This is a genomic window from Microlunatus soli (genome assembly GCF_900105385.1).
Taxonomy (GTDB): Bacteria; Actinomycetota; Actinomycetes; order Propionibacteriales; family Propionibacteriaceae; genus Microlunatus; species Microlunatus soli.
In genome coordinates this window covers 1,944,653-1,967,474 of sequence record NZ_LT629772.1, presented here as the reverse complement: position 1 = coordinate 1,967,474, position 22,822 = coordinate 1,944,653, and the positions used below count along the sequence as shown (strand labels likewise).

At 66.7% G+C, this 22,822-nt stretch carries 19 protein-coding genes; 12 read left to right on the top strand and 7 right to left on the bottom strand.

Annotation, left to right across the window (positions count from 1 at the left end; genetic code table 11):
• The first annotated feature begins 307 nt into the window (after positions 1 to 307).
• From BLU38_RS09160 to ispF, 3 genes are all read left to right on the top strand, one after another.
• Entirely contained in the window at positions 308 to 793 is a 486-nt protein-coding gene (locus BLU38_RS09160; RefSeq protein WP_091523288.1) for a CarD family transcriptional regulator, read from the top strand.
• A 108-nt stretch (positions 794 to 901) separates the two neighbouring features.
• Positions 902 to 1,792, top strand: a complete 891-nt coding sequence (gene ispD, locus BLU38_RS09155; protein WP_197680053.1) for a 2-C-methyl-D-erythritol 4-phosphate cytidylyltransferase — start codon at positions 902 to 904, stop codon at positions 1,790 to 1,792.
• Positions 1,789 to 2,295: a 2-C-methyl-D-erythritol 2,4-cyclodiphosphate synthase gene (ispF, locus tag BLU38_RS09150; RefSeq protein ID WP_091523284.1), complete on the top strand. Its 507-nt coding sequence runs from the start codon at positions 1,789 to 1,791 to the stop codon at positions 2,293 to 2,295. The genes ispD and ispF overlap by 4 nt, the downstream gene beginning before the upstream one ends.
• 60 nt (positions 2,296 to 2,355) lie before the next feature.
• On the opposite strand, the gene BLU38_RS09145 is transcribed toward ispF, so the two are convergent.
• On the bottom strand, positions 2,356 to 3,450 hold the full coding sequence (locus BLU38_RS09145) for a neutral zinc metallopeptidase (protein ID WP_091523281.1): 1,095 nt from the start codon (positions 3,448 to 3,450) through the stop codon (positions 2,356 to 2,358).
• Between the two features lie 141 nt (positions 3,451 to 3,591).
• On the opposite strand from BLU38_RS09145, the gene BLU38_RS09140 reads away from it, so the two are divergent.
• Positions 3,592 to 5,328, top strand: a complete 1,737-nt coding sequence (locus BLU38_RS09140; protein WP_091523278.1) for a DUF2207 domain-containing protein — start codon at positions 3,592 to 3,594, stop codon at positions 5,326 to 5,328.
• 138 nt (positions 5,329 to 5,466) lie between these two features.
• Here the strand turns inward: BLU38_RS09140 and srmL are convergent, their stop codons facing one another.
• Positions 5,467 to 6,585 (bottom strand): PheS-related mystery ligase SrmL, encoded by a 1,119-nt coding sequence (gene srmL / locus BLU38_RS09135; protein WP_091523274.1) that lies wholly within the window; start codon positions 6,583 to 6,585, stop codon positions 5,467 to 5,469.
• A gap of 184 nt (positions 6,586 to 6,769) precedes the next feature.
• The gene (locus BLU38_RS09130; RefSeq protein ID WP_231920250.1) at positions 6,770 to 7,789 is read right to left on the bottom strand and encodes a LacI family DNA-binding transcriptional regulator; all 1,020 of its coding nucleotides are present in this window, start codon (positions 7,787 to 7,789) and stop codon (positions 6,770 to 6,772) included.
• Positions 7,790 to 7,980: 191 nt separating this feature from the next.
• Here BLU38_RS09130 and BLU38_RS09125 point away from each other — a divergent pair, with 191 nt between their 5' ends.
• The 4 genes from BLU38_RS09125 to BLU38_RS09110 all read left to right on the top strand — a co-directional run bounded on the left by BLU38_RS09125 (position 7,981) and on the right by BLU38_RS09110 (position 13,235).
• Positions 7,981 to 9,858, top strand: a complete 1,878-nt coding sequence (locus BLU38_RS09125) for a glycoside hydrolase family 127 protein (protein WP_091523269.1) — start codon at positions 7,981 to 7,983, stop codon at positions 9,856 to 9,858.
• A gap of 88 nt (positions 9,859 to 9,946) precedes the next feature.
• On the top strand, positions 9,947 to 11,332 hold the full coding sequence (locus BLU38_RS09120; protein ID WP_091523266.1) for an extracellular solute-binding protein: 1,386 nt from the start codon (positions 9,947 to 9,949) through the stop codon (positions 11,330 to 11,332).
• Positions 11,332 to 12,279, top strand: coding sequence for a carbohydrate ABC transporter permease (locus tag BLU38_RS09115; protein ID WP_091523263.1), 948 nt, complete (start codon positions 11,332 to 11,334; stop codon positions 12,277 to 12,279). The genes BLU38_RS09120 and BLU38_RS09115 overlap by 1 nt, the downstream gene beginning before the upstream one ends.
• Entirely contained in the window at positions 12,276 to 13,235 is a 960-nt protein-coding gene (locus BLU38_RS09110) for a carbohydrate ABC transporter permease (protein WP_091523262.1), read from the top strand. The genes BLU38_RS09115 and BLU38_RS09110 overlap by 4 nt, the downstream gene beginning before the upstream one ends.
• Positions 13,236 to 13,330: 95 nt before the next feature.
• Here BLU38_RS09110 and BLU38_RS09105 read toward each other — a convergent pair whose 3' ends face one another.
• Positions 13,331 to 14,089 (bottom strand): SDR family oxidoreductase, encoded by a 759-nt coding sequence (locus BLU38_RS09105; RefSeq protein ID WP_091523260.1) that lies wholly within the window; start codon positions 14,087 to 14,089, stop codon positions 13,331 to 13,333.
• Positions 14,090 to 14,121: 32 nt separating this feature from the next.
• The gene (locus BLU38_RS09100; protein WP_091523257.1) at positions 14,122 to 14,571 is read right to left on the bottom strand and encodes a MarR family winged helix-turn-helix transcriptional regulator; all 450 of its coding nucleotides are present in this window, start codon (positions 14,569 to 14,571) and stop codon (positions 14,122 to 14,124) included.
• A gap of 33 nt (positions 14,572 to 14,604) precedes the next feature.
• On the opposite strand from BLU38_RS09100, the gene BLU38_RS09095 reads away from it, so the two are divergent.
• Both BLU38_RS09095 and arfA read left to right on the top strand, forming a co-directional pair.
• Positions 14,605 to 16,077 (top strand): MFS transporter, encoded by a 1,473-nt coding sequence (locus BLU38_RS09095; protein ID WP_091523255.1) that lies wholly within the window; start codon positions 14,605 to 14,607, stop codon positions 16,075 to 16,077.
• Positions 16,078 to 16,295: 218 nt separating this feature from the next.
• Positions 16,296 to 17,807 (top strand): arabinosylfuranosidase ArfA, encoded by a 1,512-nt coding sequence (gene arfA / locus BLU38_RS09090; RefSeq protein WP_091523252.1) that lies wholly within the window; start codon positions 16,296 to 16,298, stop codon positions 17,805 to 17,807.
• Between the two features lie 50 nt (positions 17,808 to 17,857).
• Here arfA and BLU38_RS09085 read toward each other — a convergent pair whose 3' ends face one another.
• A complete protein-coding gene (locus BLU38_RS09085) occupies positions 17,858 to 18,883 on the bottom strand; it encodes a LacI family DNA-binding transcriptional regulator (RefSeq protein WP_091532179.1) in 1,026 nt (341 codons plus the stop codon).
• A gap of 170 nt (positions 18,884 to 19,053) precedes the next feature.
• Between BLU38_RS09085 and BLU38_RS09080 the strand changes: the two genes are divergently transcribed.
• Both BLU38_RS09080 and BLU38_RS09075 read left to right on the top strand, forming a co-directional pair.
• Positions 19,054 to 20,106, top strand: a complete 1,053-nt coding sequence (locus tag BLU38_RS09080; protein WP_091523249.1) for a Gfo/Idh/MocA family protein — start codon at positions 19,054 to 19,056, stop codon at positions 20,104 to 20,106.
• An 8-nt stretch (positions 20,107 to 20,114) separates the two neighbouring features.
• Positions 20,115 to 21,290, top strand: coding sequence for a Gfo/Idh/MocA family protein (locus tag BLU38_RS09075; RefSeq protein ID WP_172836106.1), 1,176 nt, complete (start codon positions 20,115 to 20,117; stop codon positions 21,288 to 21,290).
• A gap of 197 nt (positions 21,291 to 21,487) precedes the next feature.
• Here BLU38_RS09075 and BLU38_RS09070 read toward each other — a convergent pair whose 3' ends face one another.
• Complete coding sequence (locus BLU38_RS09070; RefSeq protein WP_091523244.1) at positions 21,488 to 22,606, bottom strand: ROK family transcriptional regulator; 1,119 nt, start codon at positions 22,604 to 22,606, stop codon at positions 21,488 to 21,490.
• Between the last annotated feature and the right edge of the window lie 216 nt (positions 22,607 to 22,822).

Sequence of the window (22,822 nt, the reverse complement as noted above, 5' to 3'; positions counted from 1 at the left end):
GGTCGGTCGGTGTCGGTCGCCGGCTCCGCGAACCTGCCGGTTGGCAGCGTTGTCTGGTACGGGCCGGGCAGCCTCCGGATCGTCGGTTGGCGCCGATGCGGGACCGGTACGGGGCCGATACGGGGCCGGTGCACAGCCGGTCCGTACGGCCTCGTGCCGGGCGAGATGTTTAGCCTCGCGAAGCACAATCGAGCTCGGATGTCAACCTCTGGCCTGTGCTGATTGTGCCTCTGGCTAGCGGAAACGCCGAAGGTCGGACCCTGAGAACGTGCTAAACTAGAACACGCGAAAGGGGTAGGTAGACAATATGACCTTTACAGTCGGCGAAACGGTGGTTTACCCCAATCACGGGGCGGCCGTCATCGAGGACATCGAAACTCGCAAGATCAAGGGCGAGGACCAGCTCTATCTCGTACTACGCATCGTCGGCCAGAACGACCTCGTCGTTCGGGTCCCGGCCTGCAATCTCGATCTCGTTGGAGTCAGGGACGTCGTGGGTTCGGAGGACCTGGAGCGGGTCTTCAGCATCCTGCGCGCCCCACGCACCGTCGAACCGACCAACTGGTCGCGACGCTACAAGGCCAACATCGAGAAGTTGCACTCCGGCAACGTGATGCGGGTGGCCGAGGTAGTCCGAGACCTGTGGGGCCGCGAGCGCGAACGCGGTCTGTCCGCAGGTGAGAAGCGGATCCTGGCCAAGGCTCGGCACATCCTGGTGTCGGAGTTGGCCCTGGCCGAGAAGATCGAGGAAGACAAGGCCGAGGAGCTCCTGGAAGAGGTTCTCGCCTCCTGACGCCGTCGGCGTAGGGAGTCTGGATAGACCAACCAACGGATCGGGCGGGCACGTGAGCAACGTGCCCGCCCGATCTGTCATTGTTGCCACTTCTGCAACAATCGCCGCGTGTCCGCAGCGCAGAGTACGGGGTCGAGCGGCAGCCGGCATCCGGTCAGCAACGCTGATGCTCTCAGCAGCCCCGGTCCTGACAGCAGCGTTGGTCCTGACAGCAGCCCTGGTCCTGACAGCAGCCCCGGTCCTGACAGCAGCCCTGGTCCCGGCAGCAGCCCGGGCGGGACCGTCGGATCTACCGGATTCGCGGCGATCGTCGTCGCTGCCGGGGCCGGCACCCGATTCGGGGCCGATCGGCCCAAGGCACTCCTGCAACTTGCGGGTCGGCCGCTGGTCGCCCACGCAGCCCGGACGATGATCGATTCCGGCTGCACCGAACTCGTCGTGGTCGCCCCCGCCGGCTGGCAGGACGCCTTCGAGCAGGTCGTGGCCCCGCTGGCACCCATTCCGTCGGCGTCGGTCACGGTCGTCGCGGGTGGCGCCGAACGCACCCACTCGGTCCGCAACGGGCTGGCCACGATCGTCCGCGCCGGATCGCCGCCTCCGATCCTGTTGATCACCGACGCCGCCCGACCGTTGGTGCCGCGGGCGGTGGTCGATCGGGTGCTGACCGCTGTCGTCGACGGCGCGACGGCGGTGGTGCCCGCGGTGCCGGTCACCGACACCATCCGGGCCTATGCCACCGACCGCCACGACGAGTCGACCATGCTGGACCGCAGCAGGCTTCGCGCCGTCCAGACCCCGCAGGGCTTTGCCACCACCGCGCTGCTCGAGGCCTACGACCGACTCGGTGACGAGGTCGTGACCGACGACGCGGGAGTCTGTGAACGCGCCGGCCATCAGGTCCGGATCGTCGACGGGGCGACCGAATCGTTCAAGATCACCTTTCCGTCCGATCTGGCATCGGCCGAGCTGCTGCTGGCCGCGAAGGAGGAAGCCCGATGACCGAGGAAGAATCCCGTGGGGCTTCGGCGGCGCCGTTCCGGACCGGGATCGGTGTCGATGTGCACCGGCTGGTCGACGGGCGTCCGATGTGGATCGCCGGGCTGCACTTCGCCGATGAATCCGTCGGCCCGGAGGGGCACTCCGACGGCGACGTCGCCTGCCATGCCGTCTGCGATGCGCTGCTCAGCGCGTCCGGGCTCGGTGATCTTGGTAGCCGGTTCGGCACCGACCGACCCGAGTGGGCGGGCCGGCCCGGAGCCGACTTCCTGACCGAGACCGTACGGCTGGTGCGGGACGCCGGCTATCGGATCGGCAATGTCTCGGTGCAGGTGATCGGCAACCGGCCGAAGGTCGGCCCCCGTCGCGACGAGGCCCAGCGCCTCCTGTCCGGAATCGTCGGTGCGCCGGTGTCGGTGGCCGGGACGACGACCGACGGGCTCGGTCTGACCGGACGCGGTGAGGGGCTCGCGGCGATCGCGACGGCCCTGATCATCCAGACCTGAATCGCCCAGGCCAGATCATCCGGGCCAGGTCACGAGGGGCGGCTGACTGCGAGGTCGCGGTCAGCGGACCTGGCTGGACGGAGCGGTGAAGGTGTTGCAGACGTCGACGTCGGAGTTCCCGATACCTTCACGGGCCCAGTGCAGCCGGCTCTCGCCGTGGCCGTGATTGCCCTCGACGTCGGACTTCCCGGTCAGGGTGTCGTCGCCGATCGCCACGAAGATGACCTCCATCGCCGGCACGTCGCTCTGCTTGATGCCCAACGACTTCGAACTCGAGCGCAGGAAGAGACCGGAGAAGCAGTCGGCCTGGACCTCGACCCGGCGGCTCAGCTCGAGCCCTTCCGGAGTCTTCGGACCGGCCTGCTGTTCCAGTGCGTTGGCCGAGATGATGATCCCGGTCCGGGCCTGGATCGCGTGACCGAATTCGTGGGCCAGCACCAGATCCGGGCCCCACGGCGAACCCTTGAGATCGGCAATCGTGTCCGGCAGCGTACGGCTGTAGTAGACCTGCTGGTCGGCGGGGCAGTAGAAGGCGTTGCCGCCGCCGGCCTTGCCGCACTTGGTCTGCACCTCGTCGCCGTAGATCGTCACGCTCGGTCGGACGATCTGGTAGCCGGCGTCGGTGACCGGTGGCTCCCAGGCCCGGACCAGGCACGCCATCAGATTGTTCAGGTGTGATTCCAGTTCGGCGTCGCTGGACGATTCGGTGATCGGCTTCAGCTCGCAGCGGATCGGCACCGGCATCGTCTCGTCGTAGAGCTTGTTCTCGGTGAGGAACGCCTGGGCCTGGTCCTCGGTCTCGGGCACCGGCAACGGCGGCGGATTCTTGTCCGGCTCCGGGACCTGGTAGTCATCGTTCTGGTAGGCGACGTTGGAACTGTTGCTGGTGAGGTTGACCACGATCAGGCCGGCCAGCGCGACCGCGACCACCGCGATCAACGCAACCAGAACGCGACGCAGCGGACTCCGCCCCGGCGGGCGCCTGTTCGGCGGGGTCAGCCACTGATCACCGGAGCCGCCACGCCCCGGTTGCAGCGGCGCATTCGGTCGGCCCCAGCTCTGGCCGCCGGCCTGCCCCGGCTGTCCCCAGCCCGGCGCCGGGCGGCCGAACTGTCCGCCGGATCGGCCGGCTTGTCCCCACTGCTGCTGCGTCACCCGGCATACCCTAGCGACCGCAGAGGTCCGGCCAGGACACGACGTCGCGCGTCAGGCGGACCGTCTGTGCGATAGTTTCCGGCAGACAGCGGTGTGAACCGTGCCCACGCATGCAGACGATGGAAACGAAGGGGCCTCTTCGTGGAGGAACGAAACAACCGGTCCGTCCGGCAGCGAGCGAACGGATCGGGGCCGGTCCGGCAAGTCGCCGTGGCGATGTTGGTGACCCTGCTCGCCGGCCTGGTGCTGATCTTCGCCGGCGCACCGTCCGCAGAGGCCGAGGGTAACGCCGGTGCGGTCGACGTCACCGGCGAGCTGGCCAAGGACGGGACGCTGAAGGTCGAGGAGAAGATCACCTTCTCCGGATCCGCACCGGCCACCGTGCAACAGGTGTTCAGCACCAACCAGACCTTGGTCGGCAATCGCAGTCGCGAGCAGCAGTTGACCGACATCTCGGTGACCGCGGATGGCAAGAAGCTGCAACCCAAGATCGACAACGGCTCCGACGAGACCACGGTGAGCTTCGATCCGTCCGGTGCCAAGACCGCGACGGTGAGCTACACCGTCACCGGCGCGGTGATCAACAACGGCGGCAGCCCGGCGCTGCAGTGGCCGGTGCTGCAAGGGTTGTCGCTGTCGGTCGACAAGTTCACCGCCACGATCAACCCGCCTGGCTCCTTCAGCTACGTCCGCTGCACTGCGGGACCGCCGAATTCGACCGCGGCCTGTGAGAGCGCAGCCGGCGGCGTGCACGGCGACCCGCCGACCTTCACCGACGGACCGCGGGGTGAGGGTGAGTTCGTCACTGTCGACATCGGCTTCCCGGCCGGCGTCGTCGAGGTCAACGAGAAGCTGGTCGAACACTGGACGGTCGCCCGGGCCTTCTCGGCCAAGCCGCTGCCGTTGGGCATCGCGCTCGGATTGCTGGTGCTCGGTGGCATCGGACTGTTCGCCGCGCACCGACGGATCGGCCGTGACTCCGGTCCGGCGAGCGAGGAGATCCACAAGCCGGCCGAGTTCGTGCCGGTCGGCGAGGGGCAGACCGAGTTCCGGGTCGTCGGCGACATCCGCCCCGGCCATGTCGGGACGGTCGTGGACGAGCGGGTCGACCCGATCGACATCACCGCCAGCCTGCTCGATCTGTCCGTCCGTGGACACGTCTTGATCACCGAGTTGCCGCGGCAGACCACGTACGCCCGGCCGGACTGGCGGCTTACCCGAGTCACCCCGGATCGCGCGCCCGATGATCTTCGCCCGTTCGAGAAGGAGTTGCTGGACGCGGTCGCCCCGGCAGGGGAGAGCGCCCTGGTCTCCGATCTCGGCCCACGGGTCAGCGAGTCGGTGGACGGCGTGCAGTCCGCGCTGTACGACGAGATGGTCGACAACGGCTGGTTCCAGCGTCGGCCGGACGCGACCCGGAACACCTGGACCCGGGCGGCGCTCGGCGGTCTGATCGCGGCGGTCGTGATCACCGTCCTGTTGGCCGTCTTCTCCGAGTTCGGGCTGATCGGCATCACCTTGATCATCCTGGCGCTCGGGCTGATGTTCGTCGGCCAGGAGATGCCGGCGCGGACCACCCAGGGATCGGCACTGCTCGCCGGGCTCGGCGCGCTGCGCTCCGACCTGCTCAGCAACCCGACCGACCAGATGCCGCCGGGCAAGGAGCTGACCGAGCTCAGCGAGGTGCTTCCGTACGCGGTGGTGCTCGGCGGCACCCATCGCTGGTTGGACGCGATCGTCGCCGCGGACAAGGACGACGACCCGGACTCCGAGGACCTGACCTGGTATCACGGTCCGCCGGACTGGCAACTCGCCGACCTGCCCGATTCGCTGCGCAACTTCATCACGACGGTTTCCGGCACCCTCTTCTCCCGCTGACCCGGGCTCGTCACCCCGGCCCTCCGACGACGCCCGACCCGTACGCCGTCCCGACCCGTACGACTTCCCGCACCCTTTGCGTCTTCTCGCACCCCGTGCACAGGGTGCGGGAAGCTGTCAAGGGTGCGGGAAGTCGGGTCAGGCGAGTTCGAGGTGCGGGCCGCGGTGGATCGCCCGGTAGACGCGGTTGCGGATCCGGTTGGCCTCGTCGTCGGTGAGGGTGTGTTCCAACGGGCGGAGCGTGAGCCGGATCAGGGCGTTCTCCTGCCGGACGCCGAGCCCGAGCCGTTCCCGGGCAGCAGCCGGCAGCTCCGCGTACGGGGTCCGGGTCAGCACAGTGATGCTCTCGATGTCGTCCACGGACCTGCCGAGCTCGGTCCGGATGGCGTCGCCGATCGTCTCCTCGGGGGTATCGGAATCGATCACCACCGACAGGTCGCGGGCGATCGGCGGCAGCATCGACACCGGCCGCCACGGACGCAGATCGCCAAGCTGGGCAGCGATCCGTGGCTCGGTGGAGCGCAGATAGCGGATGTCGGGGACCCGCTTGCGCAGCATCACGGCGCGATCCAGACCGAGGCCGAGGGCTAGCCCGGACCAGCGCTGCGGATCCAAGCCGCTGTGCCGCAGCACCTCGGGTGCGATCAGCCCGCACTCGGCCAGCTCGAGCCATTCACCGTCGGTCAGCACGTCGACCTGGCGACCGTTCTCGGTGTACGGATGCACGGCTGGGGTGGTCCGCCAGCGAGCCCCGGGGAGCACTGCCTCGACCACCAACTTGATCATCTGCTCGAGCTGGTCTTCGCCGGTACCTGGCGTCGAACGCAGCCGCCACAGGTCGAGCTGGTGTGGTTCACCCACGTGGTGTCGATCGACGACGTCACGGCGATAGACCAGGCCGGCGACACTGATCAACTCGTCCACCTGACGACCATGATCAACATCGGCGTAGCCGCTGAGTGCGTACGGGATGTTGGCGCTGGTGTGGCTACGCAGCATCGTGGTCGGACTGGTGTAGCGGGTGTAGCGGCTGTCCCGGGTGACGTCGGTGGCGCGATAACCGAGCCGGTCGTAGTTGTCGGTGACAGCGACCAACGGTGGTACCCGCACCTGATGGGCGGGGATGCCCCAGGCGCCGGTCAGCGACGTCACCAGGTCGTCGGCCATCAGGGCCACGGCATGGCCGGGTCGGTTCGTCAGGTCGGGTAGTTCGAGGGCGTGCCGGAGTTGGTCGGCAGAAAGGTAGCGGTCGGGCATGGCGGGCTCCTGATCGAGTGCTGTGGTCGGGATGGTCGAAGACCCCCGGCCGAGCCACTCAGAAGACCGTCAGGACCCGATGCATGCGCGATCGTCCCCGCGGCCGCGACCCGGCCGGGGGCGAAGAAATCGCTGCGTGCTCATACCGGCCAGGGTAGACCACCGCGCAAGCCGAATCCTGCGGTCAGGTGGAGGAGCGGACGACCAGCTCCATCGGCGTGTACTCGACTCCGTGATGAGGATTTCCGGCGATTGCGTCGAGCAGCATCTCGGCGGCTCGTCGGCCGAGATCGGACAGTCGCAGGTCGATGGTGGTCAACGGCGGCCTGCTGGACAGCGCCATCACGTCCCAGTTGTCGAAGCCGGTGACGGCAATCTGTTCGGGAACGGCGATCGACAGCTCGCGCAGTCGGTCGGTGACGCCGCGGGCGAGTTGATCACTGCCGCACATGATCGCGTCCACTCCGAGATCATCCCTGCCCGGCGCGGACCCGAGCTGCTGCAGGAGTTGATCAACGGCTCGACGGCCCCACTCCTCGCTCCAGTCGCCGTGCAGCGGTGGCGTGACGAGTTCGAGATCGTGCTCGGCGAGCACGGCGGCTGCGGTGCCGGCGCGGACCTCGGAGGCATGTTTGTGCGGTCGACCGCCGACGTGCGCGATCCGAGTACGTCCCCGGGACAGCAGATGCTCGATGATCTTGGTGGTGCCGTCCGCGTCGTCGGGGATCACGGACGCGTCGTCGGGGTCCTGTGACGGGGCGAACGCGTACACCACCGGAATGTCGACCGCGACCGGCGGCCGCGGATCGATGGTCCGGCCGGTGACGATGATTCCGTCGACGCGGCGGTTGGTGAAGGTCTTGAGGTAGTACGCCTCACGCACTGCGTCATACCGGCTGGTCGCCAATAGTGCCGACATCTCACCGGCGGCGAGTGCATTCTCTGCGCCCAGCATCACCGGGATGCTGAACCGGCCCGCGGCGTCGACGCTGAGCAGGCCGACGGTGTAGCTGCGGCGCGATGCCAGCCAGCGTGCGTCGGGATCCGGGACGAATCCCAGCTTGTCGGCTGCCGCTCGGATCCGTTCGCGGGTGCTGTCCTTCAGGCTGCCGGTGTTGTTCAACGCCTTGGAGACCGTCCCAGGGGATACGCCGGCCAGGGCAGCAACATCGGTGATCCGCACCGGGCGCTGAGTACTCGTCACCGGTCCTCCTCTCGTTGCGTCGAGCTCAAACGTGTTTCCGCCCATTTTCCCAGGAGGAGGCGGTCGGCTTGCTCATGATACAGATTCCCTTTGCATTCAAGGTATTGACGCTGATCCCGGGCACGCCGTAGCGTAAAGGAAAACGGGTTTCCTCGTTTCCTGCAACCGTTGAACCATGGAGGAGAACAGCGATGGCACGACGTGGGCCGGCCAGCCCGACCGACCAAGCGAGGTCCACCTTCCGGCCGTTGCCGCCGGGGGATGTCCGGATCACTGGCGGCATCTGGCAGCGACGGGCCGAGCGCAACCGGGTGGCGGCCATCCCGTCCGGGTTGAAGCAGCTGGGGGAGGCGAGCAACCTGTTCAACCTCCAGTTGGCTGCCGGACAGGCCACCGGCGAACCGATCGGTCCGATCTTCGCCGACTCCGACGTCTACAAATGGCTGGAGGCCGCTGCCTGGGAGTACGGCCGGCACCCCGACGAGCAACTCCTGGAGAGCCTGATGTCGGTGGTCGAGCTGGTCGCCGCCGCCCAGGACGACGACGGCTATCTCAACTCGGTGGTTCCGTTCCGGGACGGGGGTCGCTACGTCGACCTTCCGCAACATCACGAGTTCTACTGCTACGGACACCTGATGCAGGCCGCCGTGGCGTTGTCCCGATCCGCAGGGCGGCGGGAGCTGCTGGACGTCGCGATCAAGATCGGTGATCACCTGGTGGCGACCTTCGGCGAGGACAAGCGGCACGACGTGGACGGCCACCCGGTGATCGAGATGGCGCTGGTCGAGCTGTATCGCGAGACCGATAACCGCGACTACCTGGAGCTGGCTCGCTACTTCGTCGAAGCACGCGGCACCGGGCTGATCGCTGGGTACGGCCGCAGGCCGGCCTACTTCTCCGACCGGGTGCGGGTGCGTGAGCAGACAACGGTCGAAGGGCATGCCGTCCGGGCCGTCTACCTCGGTGCCGGCGCGACCGACGTCGCGGTCGAGCTCGATGATCAAGAGCTGCTGGCGGCGTTGGAGACCCAGTTCGCCAGCATGGCGACGGAGAAGGAGTACCTGACCGGCGGCCTCGGATCCCGCTGGGAAGGCGAGGCGTTCGGAGACCCGTTCGAGCTGCCGCCGGACCGGGCCTACGCCGAGACGTGCGCGGCCATCGGCGGCGTGCAATGGGCCTGGCGGCTGCTGCTGGCCACCGGCAAGGCCGACTACGCCGATCAGATCGAACGGATGCTCTACAACGGATGCCTGGCCGGTGTCTCGCTGGCCGGTACGGAGTACTTCTACGTCAACCCGCTCCAGTTGCGGGACGGTTCACTGGCCGACGAGGAACGCAACACCTCGACCGGCCGGCACGGTTGGTTCGGCTGCGCCTGCTGCCCGCCCAACGTGATGCGCACCTTCGCCAGCCTGGAGGGCTACGTCGCCAGCACCGACCCGACCGGCGTCCAGGTCCATCAGTACGTACCGGGCACGATCAACGCCGGTGATCTCGGCCTGACCGTCGAGACCGACTACCCCTGGCATGGCCGGATCGCCATCACGATCGACCGGGCACCGGACGCGGAGATCGCTGTCAGTGTGCGGATCCCGAGCTGGGCACAGGGCGCCACCGTCGATGGCCGGCCCGCGTCCGCCGGGGGCTACGTGAGCGTCACCAAGGTCTGGAAGGCCGGTGATCAACTTCTCGTCGAGCTGCCCCTGGTCGGCCGGATCACCAGCCCGGATCCGCGGGTCGACGCGGTCCGCGGATGCGTGGCGATCGAGCGTGGCCCGTTGGTCTACGCGCTGGAGAAACAGGATCAGCCGTCCGAGGTAGCGCCCGACGACCTGGTGATCGACGCCGATGCCGAGGTGCGGGAGGAAGACCGACCCGACCTGCTGGACGGTGTCGTCGTGCTGCACACCTCCGGTGCGGTGGTCGATCGCAGCACACTGCCGGGAGGTCCTGCCGACCACCCACGCCCGAAGTCGCGGACAACGGCGACCGAGCTGGTCGCCATCCCCTACCACGTCTGGGCCAATCGCGGCCCACAAGCGATGCGGGTCTGGATCCCGCTGGCCTGACTTCGCTCGATCGTCGTGGTGATGGTTGCCGACGCAGCCATCATCCGAACCTCGGGCGGCATCACTCAATGTTCAAAGGAGAACTGCAGTGTCGGTACCGAAGTGGCGGCCCAGCCGTCGAGATCTGCTGCGGCTCGGCGGCTTGACTGCCGCCGGCGCTGCTGTGTCCAGCCTGGCTGCCTGCAACGGAGAGAGCGTCACCGGTGCCGGCAGCAGCAAGGAGCTCCAGTTCATGTACTGGGGGTCGACCTTCGAGAAGACAGCCGTACAGAAGATGCTGGACGGGTTCGAATCCAAACACAAGGGCGTCACGACCAAGGCGCTCTTCACTCCGTCTGACTACGAGACCAAGCTCAACACCCTGGTCGCCAGCAATCGTTCCCCGGATGTCGCCTACCTCGGCGCATCGACGGCGTTCCGACTGGCCGAAAGCGGGAAGCTGCTCAACCTCTACGACTACATCGACAAGTACCCGGGTCTGAAGGACCGACTGCCGTCGTCCTACTTCTGGTACGGCAAGGACAAGCTGCTCGGCTCGCAGACCGCCAACGAGGTCCAACTGCTGTGGTACAACCGCAAGGTCCTCAAGGATGCAGGTGTCAAGGACCCGCCGGCTGAAGCGGACAAGGCCTGGAGTTGGGACGACTTCGTCGAGACCGCACACAAGCTGACCATCGATCAGAAGGGGAAACGTGCCGACGAGTCGGGCTTCGACCCGACCAAGATCAGACAGTTCGGTTGCTCGTTCGGCGCCGTCAGCTGGCTGAACGCCGAGGCGATGATCCGCAGCCAGGGGGCCGATCTCTTCAACGAGGACGGCACCAAGAGCCTGCTGGACACGCCCGAAGTGATCAAGGTCTATCAGAACATCGCCGACCTGGCCTACAAGTATCACGTTGCGCCCACTGCCACCCAGCTCGGCAACAACGCGCCCTCCACAACGGTGCAGTTGCAGACCAAGCGGATCGCGATGGTCGCCGACGGGCAATGGACGTTGCTCGACCTGGCCCAGAGTGATCTTGACTACGGAGTCGGAGTACTGCCCAAGTACGACAAGCCGGTCACCATCGGTCAGGGTGGGGCGACCTCCGTCTTCGCCGACACCCAGGACAAGGACCTGGCGATGGAGTTGTACATGTACCACAACGATCCGGCGCAGGTCGATCTGTTCTCCGACGGGCTCTGGATGCCGTTGGACAAGAAGTACTACACCGAGGACAAGGACATCGACCTGTGGACCAAGAACGACGTCCACCCCGCTGAGTATCGGACCGCGGCGGTCGACTACACGGTGAACAACTCCGTCGGCACCTGGAGTCAGAGCATCAAGAACAGTGACGCGATCAACGAGGTGCTGACTCCGGCGCTGCAGCAGATCGATCAGGGCAAGAAGAAGGCCGCCGAGGTCTGCAAGGCTTTGGCGCCGAAGGTGACCGCTCTGCTCAAGGGTCGGTATCCGCAGCAGGACCTGTGATGGCCGCCGAAACAGTGCACGCGGGCCGGGCGCCGACGCCCGGCGTCCGCCGGCGGGCATCGGGGCTGGTCAGGCTCGAACAGCGATGGGGTTGGATCTTCGCACTGCCGGCGATCGCCGGTTTCCTGATCTTCACGATCGGCCCGATGATCGCGTCCGGGGTGTTCAGTGCGACCGACTGGACGATCGGGCGGGCTCCGAAGTTCATCGGGGTGGACAACTATCGCAGACTCGCGCACGATGAGCTGTTCTGGAAGTCGTTGAGCGTCACCACCTACTACACCGTCGGTTCGGTGCCGTTGGTGCTGCTGGTCGGCTTCGTCGTCGCACTGCTGCTCAACCAGAAGGTCCGCGGACTTTTGCTGTGGCGGACGGTCTATTACCTTCCGACACTCGTCCCAGCGATCGCCAGCGCGGTGCTCTGGATCTGGATCTTCAATCCCGACTTCGGCCTGCTCAACTCACTGCTCCGCGGTGCGGGATTGCCCACGTCACAATGGATCTACAGTGAACGAGCGGCGATCCCGTCCCTGATCCTGATGAGCACATGGGGCTTCGGCAATGCCATGGTGATCTTCCTGGCCGGGCTGCAGGGGATCCCGCGGCAGCTCCTGGAGGCCGCTTCGATCGACGGTGCCGGGACCTGGGAGCGATTCCGCCACGTCACGCTGCCATTCATGACCCCGACGATCTTCTACAACCTGGTGACCGGTGTGATCGGAACCTTCCAGGTCTTCAACCAGGCCTACGTGATGACCCAGGGCGGGCCGAACAACGCGACGTTGTTCTACATCTACTACCTCTACCGCAAGGCCTTCACCGAGGGGCAGATGGGCTATGCCGCTGCGCTGGCCTGGGTGCTCTTCGTGATTGTGCTGATCATCACGGTGCTGCTGTTCCGCAACGCCCGGCGATGGGTCTATTACGAGATGGGTGGAGCCCGATGAGTCAGCTGTCAACGACACCTGCAGATACCGAAGCGGCTCCTGAGAGTCGGCGGGCCACCAAGCGATCCGGGCGGGTGGCGCCGACCGGCGGCCTCGCCGGTGACCGACCACGTCGTGGGGGCAGGTCGGCCGTCGGCCGGGTGCTGCTCTGGGCCGTTCTGATCTTCGGTGCGATCGCCATGATCATTCCGTTCGTCTGGTTGGTCCGCAGTGCGCTGATGACCAACAATCAGATCTTCGTCTCGCCGCCGGAATGGTGGCCACGGCCGTTCGCGTGGGACAACTTCAGTGGCGCGCTGACGGCACAGCCCTTTGCGTTGTATCTGTTGAACACGATGATCATCGAGGTCGTCGTGGTCACCGGCACCGTGCTCACCTGTGCGATCACGGCGTTCAGCTTCGCCCGGCTTCGTTGGCGCGGCCGTAACGTCGTCTTCGCCATTCTGCTGACCAGTGTGATGCTGCCGTACGCGGTCACCCTGATCCCGACCTTCATCATGTGGAGCGAGTTGTCCGCGCTGAACACCTTTCTGCCGTTGACGGTGCCGGCCTGGTTTGCCGGCGCAGGCGGTGGGGTGTTCAACATCTTCCTGATGCGGCAGTTCTTCCTGACCATCCCGTTCGAGCTCGATGAGGCGGCGTACATCGACGGTGCATCACCGTGGCGGGTGTTCTGGACGATCATCATGCCGCTGTCCAAGCCGGTGGTGGTGGTCGTCGTGATCTTCACCTTCATCGGTGTCTGGAACGACTTCCTCGGACCCCTGCTCTATCTCAGTGACGACAACAAGTTCACGCTCGCACTGGGGCTGGCGTCGTTCCAGGGCAACTACACCGCGCAGTGGGGCTTCCTGATGGCTGCTTCGACGGTGATCATCCTGCCGATCATCATCCTGTTCTTCGTGCTGCAGCGCTACTTCGTCGAAGGTGTCACGCTGACCGGCATGAAGAACTGAGCCTCCGACCCGTGCCCGAGATCTTTCGCTCTTTGCCGCATCTCGCACCCGTTGTCAAGGGTGCGAGAAGCTATGGGGTTCGAGGAGAAGGTGGTTCAGCGGGCGAGCCAGCCGCCGTCGACGGGGATGATCGCTCCGTTCAGGTAGTCCGCGGCGGATGAGGAGAGGAAGACGGCGGTGCCGGCCATGTCGTCCGGTGTGCCCCAGCGACCGGCCGGGATCCGCGCGGTGATCTCGTCGTTGCGCTGTTCGTCGGCCAGCAGCGCTTCGTTCATGTCGGTGGCCATGTAGCCGGGGGCGATAGCGTTCACGTTGACACCACGGCCGGCCCACTCGTTGCAGCAGGCTTTGGTGAGCTGAGCGATGGCGCCCTTGCTGGCCGCGTACGCGGGCACCCGGTAGCCTCCGGAGAAGCTCACCATCGAGGCGATGTTGATGATCTTACCGTGGCCGCGTTCGAGCATCGGCCGGGCGATCAGCTGACTGAGCTGGAAGACCGATCGCATGTTGATCGACAGCACCCGATCGAACTGGGTGAGATCGAAGTCGACGGCGTCCTCCCGATACTGCATGCCGGCGTTGTTGATCAGGATGTCGATCCGCTGCTCGGCGAGCAGCTCGGTGATCGCGGAGTCGATCTGATCCGGTTCGCCGAGATCGAGTGTCAGCGGAGTGATGCTGCGGCCCAGCTCGGTGGCGTACTGGACAAGGTCATCGTCGACGCTGCCGCGTTGCGCCGTGATCACGTCGGCGCCGGCAGCGAGCAGACCGGAGCTCATACCCCGACCGAGTCCGCGGCCGCCGCCGGTGACCAGGGCCGTCCGGCCGGTCAGGTCGAATGGGCTGGATGCCATTGCTCCTCAATCCTCGCATCGGTGACTGGAGCTCAATTATCGGCTGCCCGGTCCTCGACCGCTTGCAGCAGGGCATCCCAGTAGCGCGCGATGACGGCCAGCTCGGTGGCGGAGAAGTCCGCGCTGACCGCACGCATCGCGTCGGCGTACAGATCGAATCGGGTGCCGACAGTACGTGCCTTGGGCGCCGAGCTGATCAGGGCGCGGCGCCCGTCGCCGGGTACCTCGGTCCGCCGTACGTAGCCGTCGGACTCCAAGGCGGCCAGAACTCTGGCCACGGTGCTTCGCGGCAATCCGCTGCTCTTGCTCAGCTCGGTCGGTGAGATCGGTCCGTCGTGCAGGTCGATCAGATGCAGTGCCTGCAGGGCGACCGCGGACAGCCCCATCTCCTTGGCGACGCGCTCGTGCAGCAGGATCATCTGCGGCACCAGCTGCTGGAACCGGTCGCGGATCGTGAGCTCCGCCTGTGATCGGACGGTCATGCCCCCTCCAAACTAATTCCATTCTGGAAGAACATGCTATCGTACGAGAGTAATTCCAAAATGGAACTAGTTTCGGAGGCTCGGATGCGCAATCCACGGCCGGCGATGGTGGTGCTGATCGTCGCCAACTTCATGGACCTGATGGACACCACCGTGGTCAACGTCGCGTTGCCGTCCATCCAGGCCGATCTGCGAGCCTCTGCGGCGGCTGTGGAATGGCTGGTGGCGGCCTACACGCTCGGTCTGGCGGCAACCCTGGTGACTGGCGGGCGACTCGGTGATCTTGTCGGCATCCGACGGGTCTTCCTGGTCGGCGTGGTGGGCTTCACTGCTGCATCGATGACGGCGACGATCGCCGGCGGTGCGGAGGTATTGGTGCTGGCGCGGGCGCTGCAGGGCATGTTCGCCGGGCTCATGGTGCCGCAGGTGCTGGCCGGTGTGCAGGCGCTCTATCCGCCCGAGTCCCGCGCGCCGGTCTTCGGGTTGGTCGGCTTCATCACCGGCACTGCGAGCGTTGTCGGTCCGGTGCTGTCCGGGCTACTGATCGATGCGGACGCGTTCGGGATCGGTTGGCGTTCGATCTTCGTGATCAACGTCCCGGTCGGCATCGGGCTGATCATCGCCGCTGCCCGATGGGTGCCGGCGACGCGGTCGATGACGGCAGTCCGTCTGGATCTGCCCGGGGTCGGATTCGCCACCGCCGGCGTTCTCGGCATCGTCTTCGGCCTGATCGAGGGCCGCGAGCACGGCTGGGCCTGGTGGACGGTGCTGCCGCTCCTGGCCGGGCCTGCGCTGCTGGTCGTCTTCGTGGCCTGGCAGCGTCGCGTCGAACGGACGGGCGGGACACCGGTGCTGCGGATCGGGTTGTTCGCCGATCGCGGCTTCTCGTCCGGTGCCGTGATCAACTTCTGCCTGCAGGCGGGTCTGGTCGGTTTCTTCCTTGTCGTCACGGTCCACCTGCAACAGACGTTGGGATTCGATGCCCTGCACTCGGGTCTGGTCTGGCTGGGGCTGAGTGTCGGCGCGCTGGCGGGTAGCGCGATGGCGCCCCGGCTGGTGTCTTCCTTCGGGCCGATCGTGATGGCCGTCGGAGCGCTGTCGTTCGCCGTCTCGATGATCATCGTCGTCGGCACCGTTGCGGTGCCGGTGATCGACGGCGGACTGTCCTGGTGGCGGCCGGCCGTCCTGTTGATCGTCGGTGGTGTGGGGATGGGGCTGGTCATCGTCCCGCTGTTCGACGTTGCGCTCGCAACGGTGCCGTCCGTCGACGCCGGAGCCGCTTCCGGGGCGCTGTCGACGATCCAGCAGATCGGCGGATCGCTCGGGATCGCGGTGATCGGTGGAGTCTTCTTCGCGACTTCCCCGGGTGGCGCGAGGGGCGATGCGGTCGACGGTCTCTGGCGCGCGGTCGCCGGCTGTGTGGTCGCCCTGCTGCTGGTCGGTGTGGCGGCCCTTCGGGTGCATCGAATGCACCGCGGCAGCCGCAGCCCCGTCACCACCGGTTGAGTCCGTGCGGTCGCAGCCGGATCGTGGGTGACGGTTCAGCCGAGTGGGTGGCGCGGACTTGACGGATTCGAAGGGTTCTTCCGCGCAGGGGCGGGGGAGACGTCGTTACAACGATGTACTAGCGTTGGGTCCGAATCCCGCTCGCGGTGCCACAGGAGTGGGCCTGGCACCCGACGAGCGGCACATCAGACAAGCGACACGTCAGACGAGGAGAACAGATGGCCAAGGCACGAATCGTGATCGACCCCGCCTTCGAGGTCGGAGCGATCGACCGTCGACTGTTCGGGTCGTTCGTCGAGCATCTGGGCCGATGTGTGTACGACGGCATCTACGAGCCCGGTCACAGCACGGCAGATCAGGACGGATTCCGCGCCGACGTGCTGGACCTGGTTCGCGAGCTGGGCGTCTCCACCGTCCGTTACCCGGGCGGCAACTTCGTCTCCGGCTACCGCTGGGAGGACGGTGTCGGGCCGAAGGACGAGCGGCCGACCCGTCTCGACCTCGCGTGGCACTCGACGGAGACCAATGAGGTGGGCCTGCACGAGTTCGCGGCCTGGGCCAAGGCCGCCGGCGTCGAGCCGATGATGGCCCTCAACCTCGGTACCCGTGGCGTGCTGGATGCGGTGGACGTTCTGGAATACAGCAACGTGCCGGCCGGGTCGACCCTCTCCGATCGACGGGTCGCCAACGGGGCAACCGATCCGTTCGGCATCACGATGTGGTGTCTGGGCAACGAGATGGACGGTCCCTGGCAGCTGGGGCACTGCAGCGCGGAGGACTACGGCAAGCTGGCCTCGCGGACCGCCAAGGGGATGCGGCAGCTCGATCCGTCGGTCCAACTGGTCGCCTGTGGGAGCTCGAACCGGGCGATGCCGACCTTCGGCTCCTGGGAGCACACGGTGCTGAAGCACACCTACGACGACGTCGACTTCATCTCCTGCCATGCCTACTACGAGGGGACGCCCGGGGATCTGGAGAGTTTTCTGGCCTCCGGTGTCGACATGGATCGCTTCATCGAGTCGGTGGTCTCGGTGGCCGACGGGGTCGGTGCGGAGCTGAAGAACGACAAGTCGATCATGATCTCGTTCGACGAGTGGAACGTCTGGTACCAGAAGCGGGATCGGGACAAGAACACGATCCGTGGCCTGGACAACTGGCCGCAGGCGCCGCGGATCCTCGAGGACGTGTACAACGTCACCGACGCCGTGGTGGTCGGTGGCCTGCTGATCTCGCTGTTGCGGCACGCCGACCGGGTCAAGGCCGCCAGTCTTGCCCAGCTGGTCAACGTGATCGCGCCGATCATGACCGAACCGGGCGGCGACGCCTGGCGGCAGACGACGTTCTTCCCGTTTGCCGAGACCGCTCGGCGCGCTGTCGGCGCATCGTTGCGGCTGCGGATCGACTCCGACACCCACGACACCGCCAAGTACGGGGAGGTGGACAGCATCGATGCCGCCGCCACCCATGATCAACAGACCGGGACCAGCAGCCTGTTCCTGGTCAACCGTGATCATCAGGCGCCGAGCACGATCACCGTCGACCTGACGGCATTCGGCGGCGCAACCGTGCAGGACGCCTTTGTGCTCAGCGATGCCGACAGGTTCGCTGCCAATACCGGCGAAGATCAAGAGCGGGTCGGGCTGACCGAACTGACCTCGTACAAGATCAACGGCACCGAGCTGGAAATCGAACTCCCCGCCCTCAGCTGGGCCACCCTCACCCTCGGCTGAAGTCGAAGTTGTCAGAAGGTGGTTGCGCTGCCCAACGCGTGGTAGCCGATCTACCTTCTGGCAACTTCGGGTGGGGGAGCGGTGGAGTCGCGGATCGTCAGGTGCGCGGGGGCCGTCTGGTGTAGTTTGCGCGGCGGCTTGCCGGTATCGAGGCGTTCGAGCAGAGCCTTGGTGGCCAGTTCGCCGGCCAGTTCGGCCGAGCCGGTCACCGTGGTCAGCGTGGGCTTGGTCAGATCGGCGCCGAAGATGTCATCGCAGCCGATGATGCTGAACTGGTCGGGTACGGCGATCCCGCGCCGTTCCAGGCCGCGCATCAGCCCGAGCGCTTGCAGGTCGTTGTAGGTGATCACCGCAGTGAGGTCGCCTGCGGTCACACCCTCGACAGCCTCTTCGCCGGCGATCATGGTCGGCGCCCGGTGTCCGAGTCGACTGCAGGTCAGACCATGATCATCGGCCGCGGCCCTGATCGCCTGCCAGCGCCGGTCGTCGAACCACGCCGATTCCGGACCGCCGAGGTAGGCGATCCGACGATGGCCGAGGCCGGCGAGGTGATCGACGGCCTGCGCCAACGCGGCAGGGGTGTCGATCGTCACGCTCGGGACCCCGCGGATCCGCCGGTTCACACTGACCAGCGGAAACCGGGCAGCCAATTCGCCGAGCATCGTGTCGGGCAACCGGCTGCCGCCGAGGACTGCGCCGTCGGAGGTCTTCCGCGCCGCGGCCAAATGGCTCCGTTCCTGGGCAGCGGATTCCTCGGTGTCCACCAGCACCTGGGTGTAGCCGGCCCGGGCGGCCTCGTGCTGGGCGCCGCGGATCAGATCGAAGAAGAACGGGTTGGTGATGTCGGGCAGCACCAGGGTCAACGCGTTGGATCGGCCGGTGTGCAACCATCGTGCCTGCGGGCTGGGGGAGTAACCGAGCTCATCGGCCACTTGCCTGATCCGCTCGGCGGTGCTCGACGCCACCATGTCCGGACGGGCCAGTGCACGCGATACGGTGGCCGGCGACATCCCGACGGCCGCGGCAACGTCCTTGATCGTCGCGTGCGGCCTGGTGGTCGCGCGTGGACCTGGCATGGCCGCTCCTTCCGCCATCCGTGAGTCATCATCCGGACAGATCTCGCAAACGTTTGCAGCATCGCACGGGATGGCAATACAGTGCAACTACCTTCACTCATTGCGTTCCGGCGGCAGGACGAGAGTGCCGCTGTCGGCGACGACCAGGCGAACGTGTCGAAAGGACAACGATGACCTCGCAGCAGCCGATCCGCTTTGCCGCGGTCGGACTCGATCATGCGCACATCTTCGGACAGATCTCCGGGTTGCTGGAGGCCGGCTGCGAGCTCGTCGGCCTGGCCACCGACGACCCCGAGGCTTCGGTCGCCCAGCAGGTCCGGGCGCTGTACCCGGACGTGCCGGTGCACGACAACCCCGACGAGTTGATCAACGCCGACGGGATCGACGTGATCACCAGCGCGGCGATCCCGGACCGGCGCGGACCGATCGCGATTGCCGCGATGAAGGCCGACAAGGACGTGATCGTCGACAAGCCGGGGTGCATCAGCCTGGAGCAGCTCGACGAGATCAAGCAGACCGTTGCCGACACCGGCCGCTTCTGGTCGGTCACCTTCTCCGAGCGGTTCGGTGTCAAGTGTGTGACCAAGGCCGGTGAACTGGTCCGGGCCGGCAAGATCGGCAAGGTCGTCCAGACCCTCGGGCTCGGGCCGCACCGGATCGGTGATCGTGCCCACCTGGCCGGCGGCGCGGGACGTCCCGAATGGTTCTACGAGAAGGAGCGCTATGGCGGCATCCTGGCCGACATCGCCTCCCACCAGATCGATCAGTTCCTCTGGTTCACCGGCTCCACCGAGGGCGAAGTGGTCGCCAGTACGGTCGGCAACTTCGCCAACGACGATGCGCCGGGTTTGCAGGACTTCGGGGAGATCCTGCTCCGCAGCCCCGAGGCGCAGGGCTACATCCGGGTCGACTGGTACACCCCGAAGGGTCTGCCGACGTGGGGCGACGGACGGCTGATGATCTTGGGCACCGAGGGCTACATCGAGATGCGCAAGTACGTCGACATCGCCGGCCGGGACGGCGGCAACCATCTCTTCCTGGTGAACAACGATGACACCAGCTACATCGACTGTTCCGATGTCGAGCTGACCTACTACTCCGACATCGTCAACGACGTCCGCAACCGGACCGAGACCGCAGTACCGCAGGCACACACCTTCGAGACGATGCGGCTGGCCCTGGTTGCCCAGCAGAACGCGACCCTGCGGGGCGCTGCGAAATGACCGACGCGGTGAAGCGAAGCAGCGACGACCGGTTGAAGGTCGCGATCGTCGGCTGCGGCGGGATCGGCAACTCCCACGCCCGCGGCTACGCGGCATCCGGACGCGCCGACCTCGTCGGCGTGGCCGATATCGTACGAGAGCGCGCGGACGGCTACGCGGAGAAGTACGACACCACCGCGTACGGCAGTGTCACCGACCTGCTCGCGGCACAGGACCCGGCGCTGGTGTCGATCGCGACGCCGCCCGGAACCCACGCCGAGCTGGCGATCGAGGTGCTGGCGGCCGGCAAGTCGGTGATCGTGGAGAAGCCACCGGTGCTCAGTCTCGCCGAGCTGGACAAGATCGCCGAGGCCGAGCAGGCCAGCGCGGGCAGCGCGTACGGGATCTTCCAGCACCGGCACGGATCCGGTGGTCGCCGGGCCCATCAGTTGCTGCAATCCGGTGCGCTGGGTGCCCCGTTGGTCGCGGTCTGCGAGACGCTCTGGTTCCGTCCGCGCAGCTACTTCGATCCCGACTGGCGCGGCACCTGGGTCGGTGAGGGCGGCGGACCGACGCTCGGTCACGGCATCCACCAGATCGACCTACTGCTGCACCTGCTCGGTCAATGGAAGACGATCAACGCGAGCGCCGTGCGGCGTGATCGGCCGGTGCAGTTCGAGGACATCTCGATGGCCATGGTGACCTTCGAGAACCGTGCCGTGGCGACCATGATCAACAGCCTGCTGTCGCCGCAGGAGCTGAGCCGGATCAGGATCGACTCCGAGGGCGGCACCCTGGAGGTGAACCACCTCTACGGCTACTCCGACGCAGACTGGACGTTCCATCCGACGCCGGACGAAGCGGTCGCGGCCCGACTCGGGCAGGATCCCGGCACGGTCAATCCCGAAAATGCTGCGAGGTCACAGCAGGCGGGCGACGCCTGGGCGGCATCGGCGGCGGAGGACGTGCCGAGCAATCACAGCGCCCAACTCGGTCGACTCGTCGATGACCTGCTGGCCGGACGTGATCATGAAACCACATTGGCCAGCACGCGACCGACGATGGAGTTCATCACCGCACTGTATGCATCGGCGCTGACCGGGCAGGCTGTGGATCGTGCCGATCTTGTGCCCGACCACCCGTTCTACACCGCCCTGCACGGTGGCGTCGAGCAGTCCAGGATCGACAGCACGTTCGCGATCTGACGCCTGCTGGCGCGTTGCCGGAATTTGGTGACGTCTCGCGGCGCCCCGGCACGCACATCGCGGCGTTGGTGATCGCTCGACGTACGCCCGGTATGCCCGGCGGAGGTGCGGTTACCGGGTGTATGCAAGCTGACGCCAACGCAGCAGATTGCCGCGTCAGGTGTTCGAATGATGTGCCGGATTCCTAGCGCAGGGCACTAGCCGGCAACGACCGTGCCGGCCGAGCCGAGCCGGCGAGGGTCGCGTTCGATCTGATCGAGCGCGCCGCGCAGCGCCCCGAGCGCGACCCCGTCGGTTCCCAACGACGAGGCCGTGACTTCCGGGGCGCTGCGGCACATCGTGCCGAGCTCGCGCCGCATCGGCTCCAGCATCCGTTCACCGGCAGGTGCCAGCTCGCCGCCGACGACGACCAGTTCGGGGTCGATCGAACTGACCAGGACGGCCGCGCTCCGGGCCAGCCGTTGGCCGAGCTCGGCCAACAGATCCTGGGCTCGGCGGTCGCCACTCTCGGCGGCGGCGATCGCCTGGTCGGCCGTCCAGCCCTCCCGGGCCAGCGCAAACGCCGGATCGCTGTCCCGCCACCAGGGCAATTTGCCCAACTCGCCCGCGGCACCCGACCGACCGACCCGGACGCGGCCGTCGATCAGCAGCCCGAAGCCGGTCAGATGTCCGGTCAGCAGCATCACCACGTCGTCGACATGCTGCGCGTTGCCCAGCCAGCGCTCGGCGAGCGCGGCCATCGCGGCATCGTTCCCGGCCCGTGCCGGACAGTCGAACCAGCCGCCCACCTGTGCTGCGAGATCGAGGCCGACCCATCCCGGTAGTTGGCTGGCTGCCCGGACCTTGCCGTCCCGATCGACCACACCCGAGGTGCCGGCGCCGACGGCCCACACGGGTCCGGCCTGCTCGGCGCAGCGGCGGGCCAGCTCCTCGGCGACGGCGAGTCGCTCGGCCGCCGGGGTCTGTTGATCAAGCTCGCGTCCTTGTCGCGCGACGATCTCGCCGGCCAGGTCGCTGGTGATCACCAGGACGTGGGTGGGCGCGAAGGAGATGCCGAGTGCGTGACCGGCACGACGTCGGAAGGCGTACCGCCGCGCGGGTCGGCCGGACGTCCCCTCCTGCGGCGCGAGCGGTTCACAGACGCCACGGGCGATCAGTTCGTCGAGCGCCGCGCCGGCGGTCTGCCGGGACAGGCCGGTCGACCGGGCCAGCTCGGTGAGGGTCACCGACGGGGCACTTCGTAACCCGATCAGCACCGATCCGATGTTGAGCTGTCGCAACAGCGTGGTGTCGGCGTTAATGGTAGATGGTTTCATATCACCCCTTGACCGAGTGCCATGACCGGCAATATCTTGCGTAAGGAATCACCATAATTACGGTGGAAGCGACGGTCTGTCGATGATGACACTCCGCGTCCGGCCCCGTGGTACGGCAGTCAGATCTGCACCGCAGACCCCTCTCCCGAATCGAGTCGCCCATGCGCCCGCTCCGTCCCATCCGCCCGGTCCGCCTCATTGCCCTCATCCTCGCAC

Bases quoted from the DNA above. Each gene is read 5' to 3' on its own strand.
- BLU38_RS09100 (WP_091523257.1), bottom strand. From the start codon at position 14,571: ATGACCGTCCGATCACAGGCGGAGCTCACGATCCGCGACCGGTTCCAG.
- BLU38_RS09095 (WP_091523255.1), top strand. From the start codon at position 14,605: ATGCTATCGTACGAGAGTAATTCCAAAATGGAACTAGTTTCGGAGGCT.
- ispF (WP_091523284.1), top strand. From the start codon at position 1,789: ATGACCGAGGAAGAATCCCGTGGGGCTTCGGCGGCGCCGTTCCGGACC.
- BLU38_RS09070 (WP_091523244.1), bottom strand. From the start codon at position 22,606: ATGAAACCATCTACCATTAACGCCGACACCACGCTGTTGCGACAGCTC.
- BLU38_RS09105 (WP_091523260.1), bottom strand. From the start codon at position 14,089: ATGGCATCCAGCCCATTCGACCTGACCGGCCGGACGGCCCTGGTCACC.
- BLU38_RS09085 (WP_091532179.1), bottom strand. From the start codon at position 18,883: ATGCCAGGTCCACGCGCGACCACCAGGCCGCACGCGACGATCAAGGAC.
- BLU38_RS09160 (WP_091523288.1), top strand. From the start codon at position 308: ATGACCTTTACAGTCGGCGAAACGGTGGTTTACCCCAATCACGGGGCG.
- BLU38_RS09125 (WP_091523269.1), top strand. From the start codon at position 7,981: ATGGCACGACGTGGGCCGGCCAGCCCGACCGACCAAGCGAGGTCCACC.
- BLU38_RS09115 (WP_091523263.1), top strand. From the start codon at position 11,332: ATGGCCGCCGAAACAGTGCACGCGGGCCGGGCGCCGACGCCCGGCGTC.
- srmL (WP_091523274.1), bottom strand. From the start codon at position 6,585: ATGCCCGACCGCTACCTTTCTGCCGACCAACTCCGGCACGCCCTCGAA.
- BLU38_RS09110 (WP_091523262.1), top strand. From the start codon at position 12,276: ATGAGTCAGCTGTCAACGACACCTGCAGATACCGAAGCGGCTCCTGAG.
- BLU38_RS09080 (WP_091523249.1), top strand. From the start codon at position 19,054: ATGACCTCGCAGCAGCCGATCCGCTTTGCCGCGGTCGGACTCGATCAT.
- arfA (WP_091523252.1), top strand. From the start codon at position 16,296: ATGGCCAAGGCACGAATCGTGATCGACCCCGCCTTCGAGGTCGGAGCG.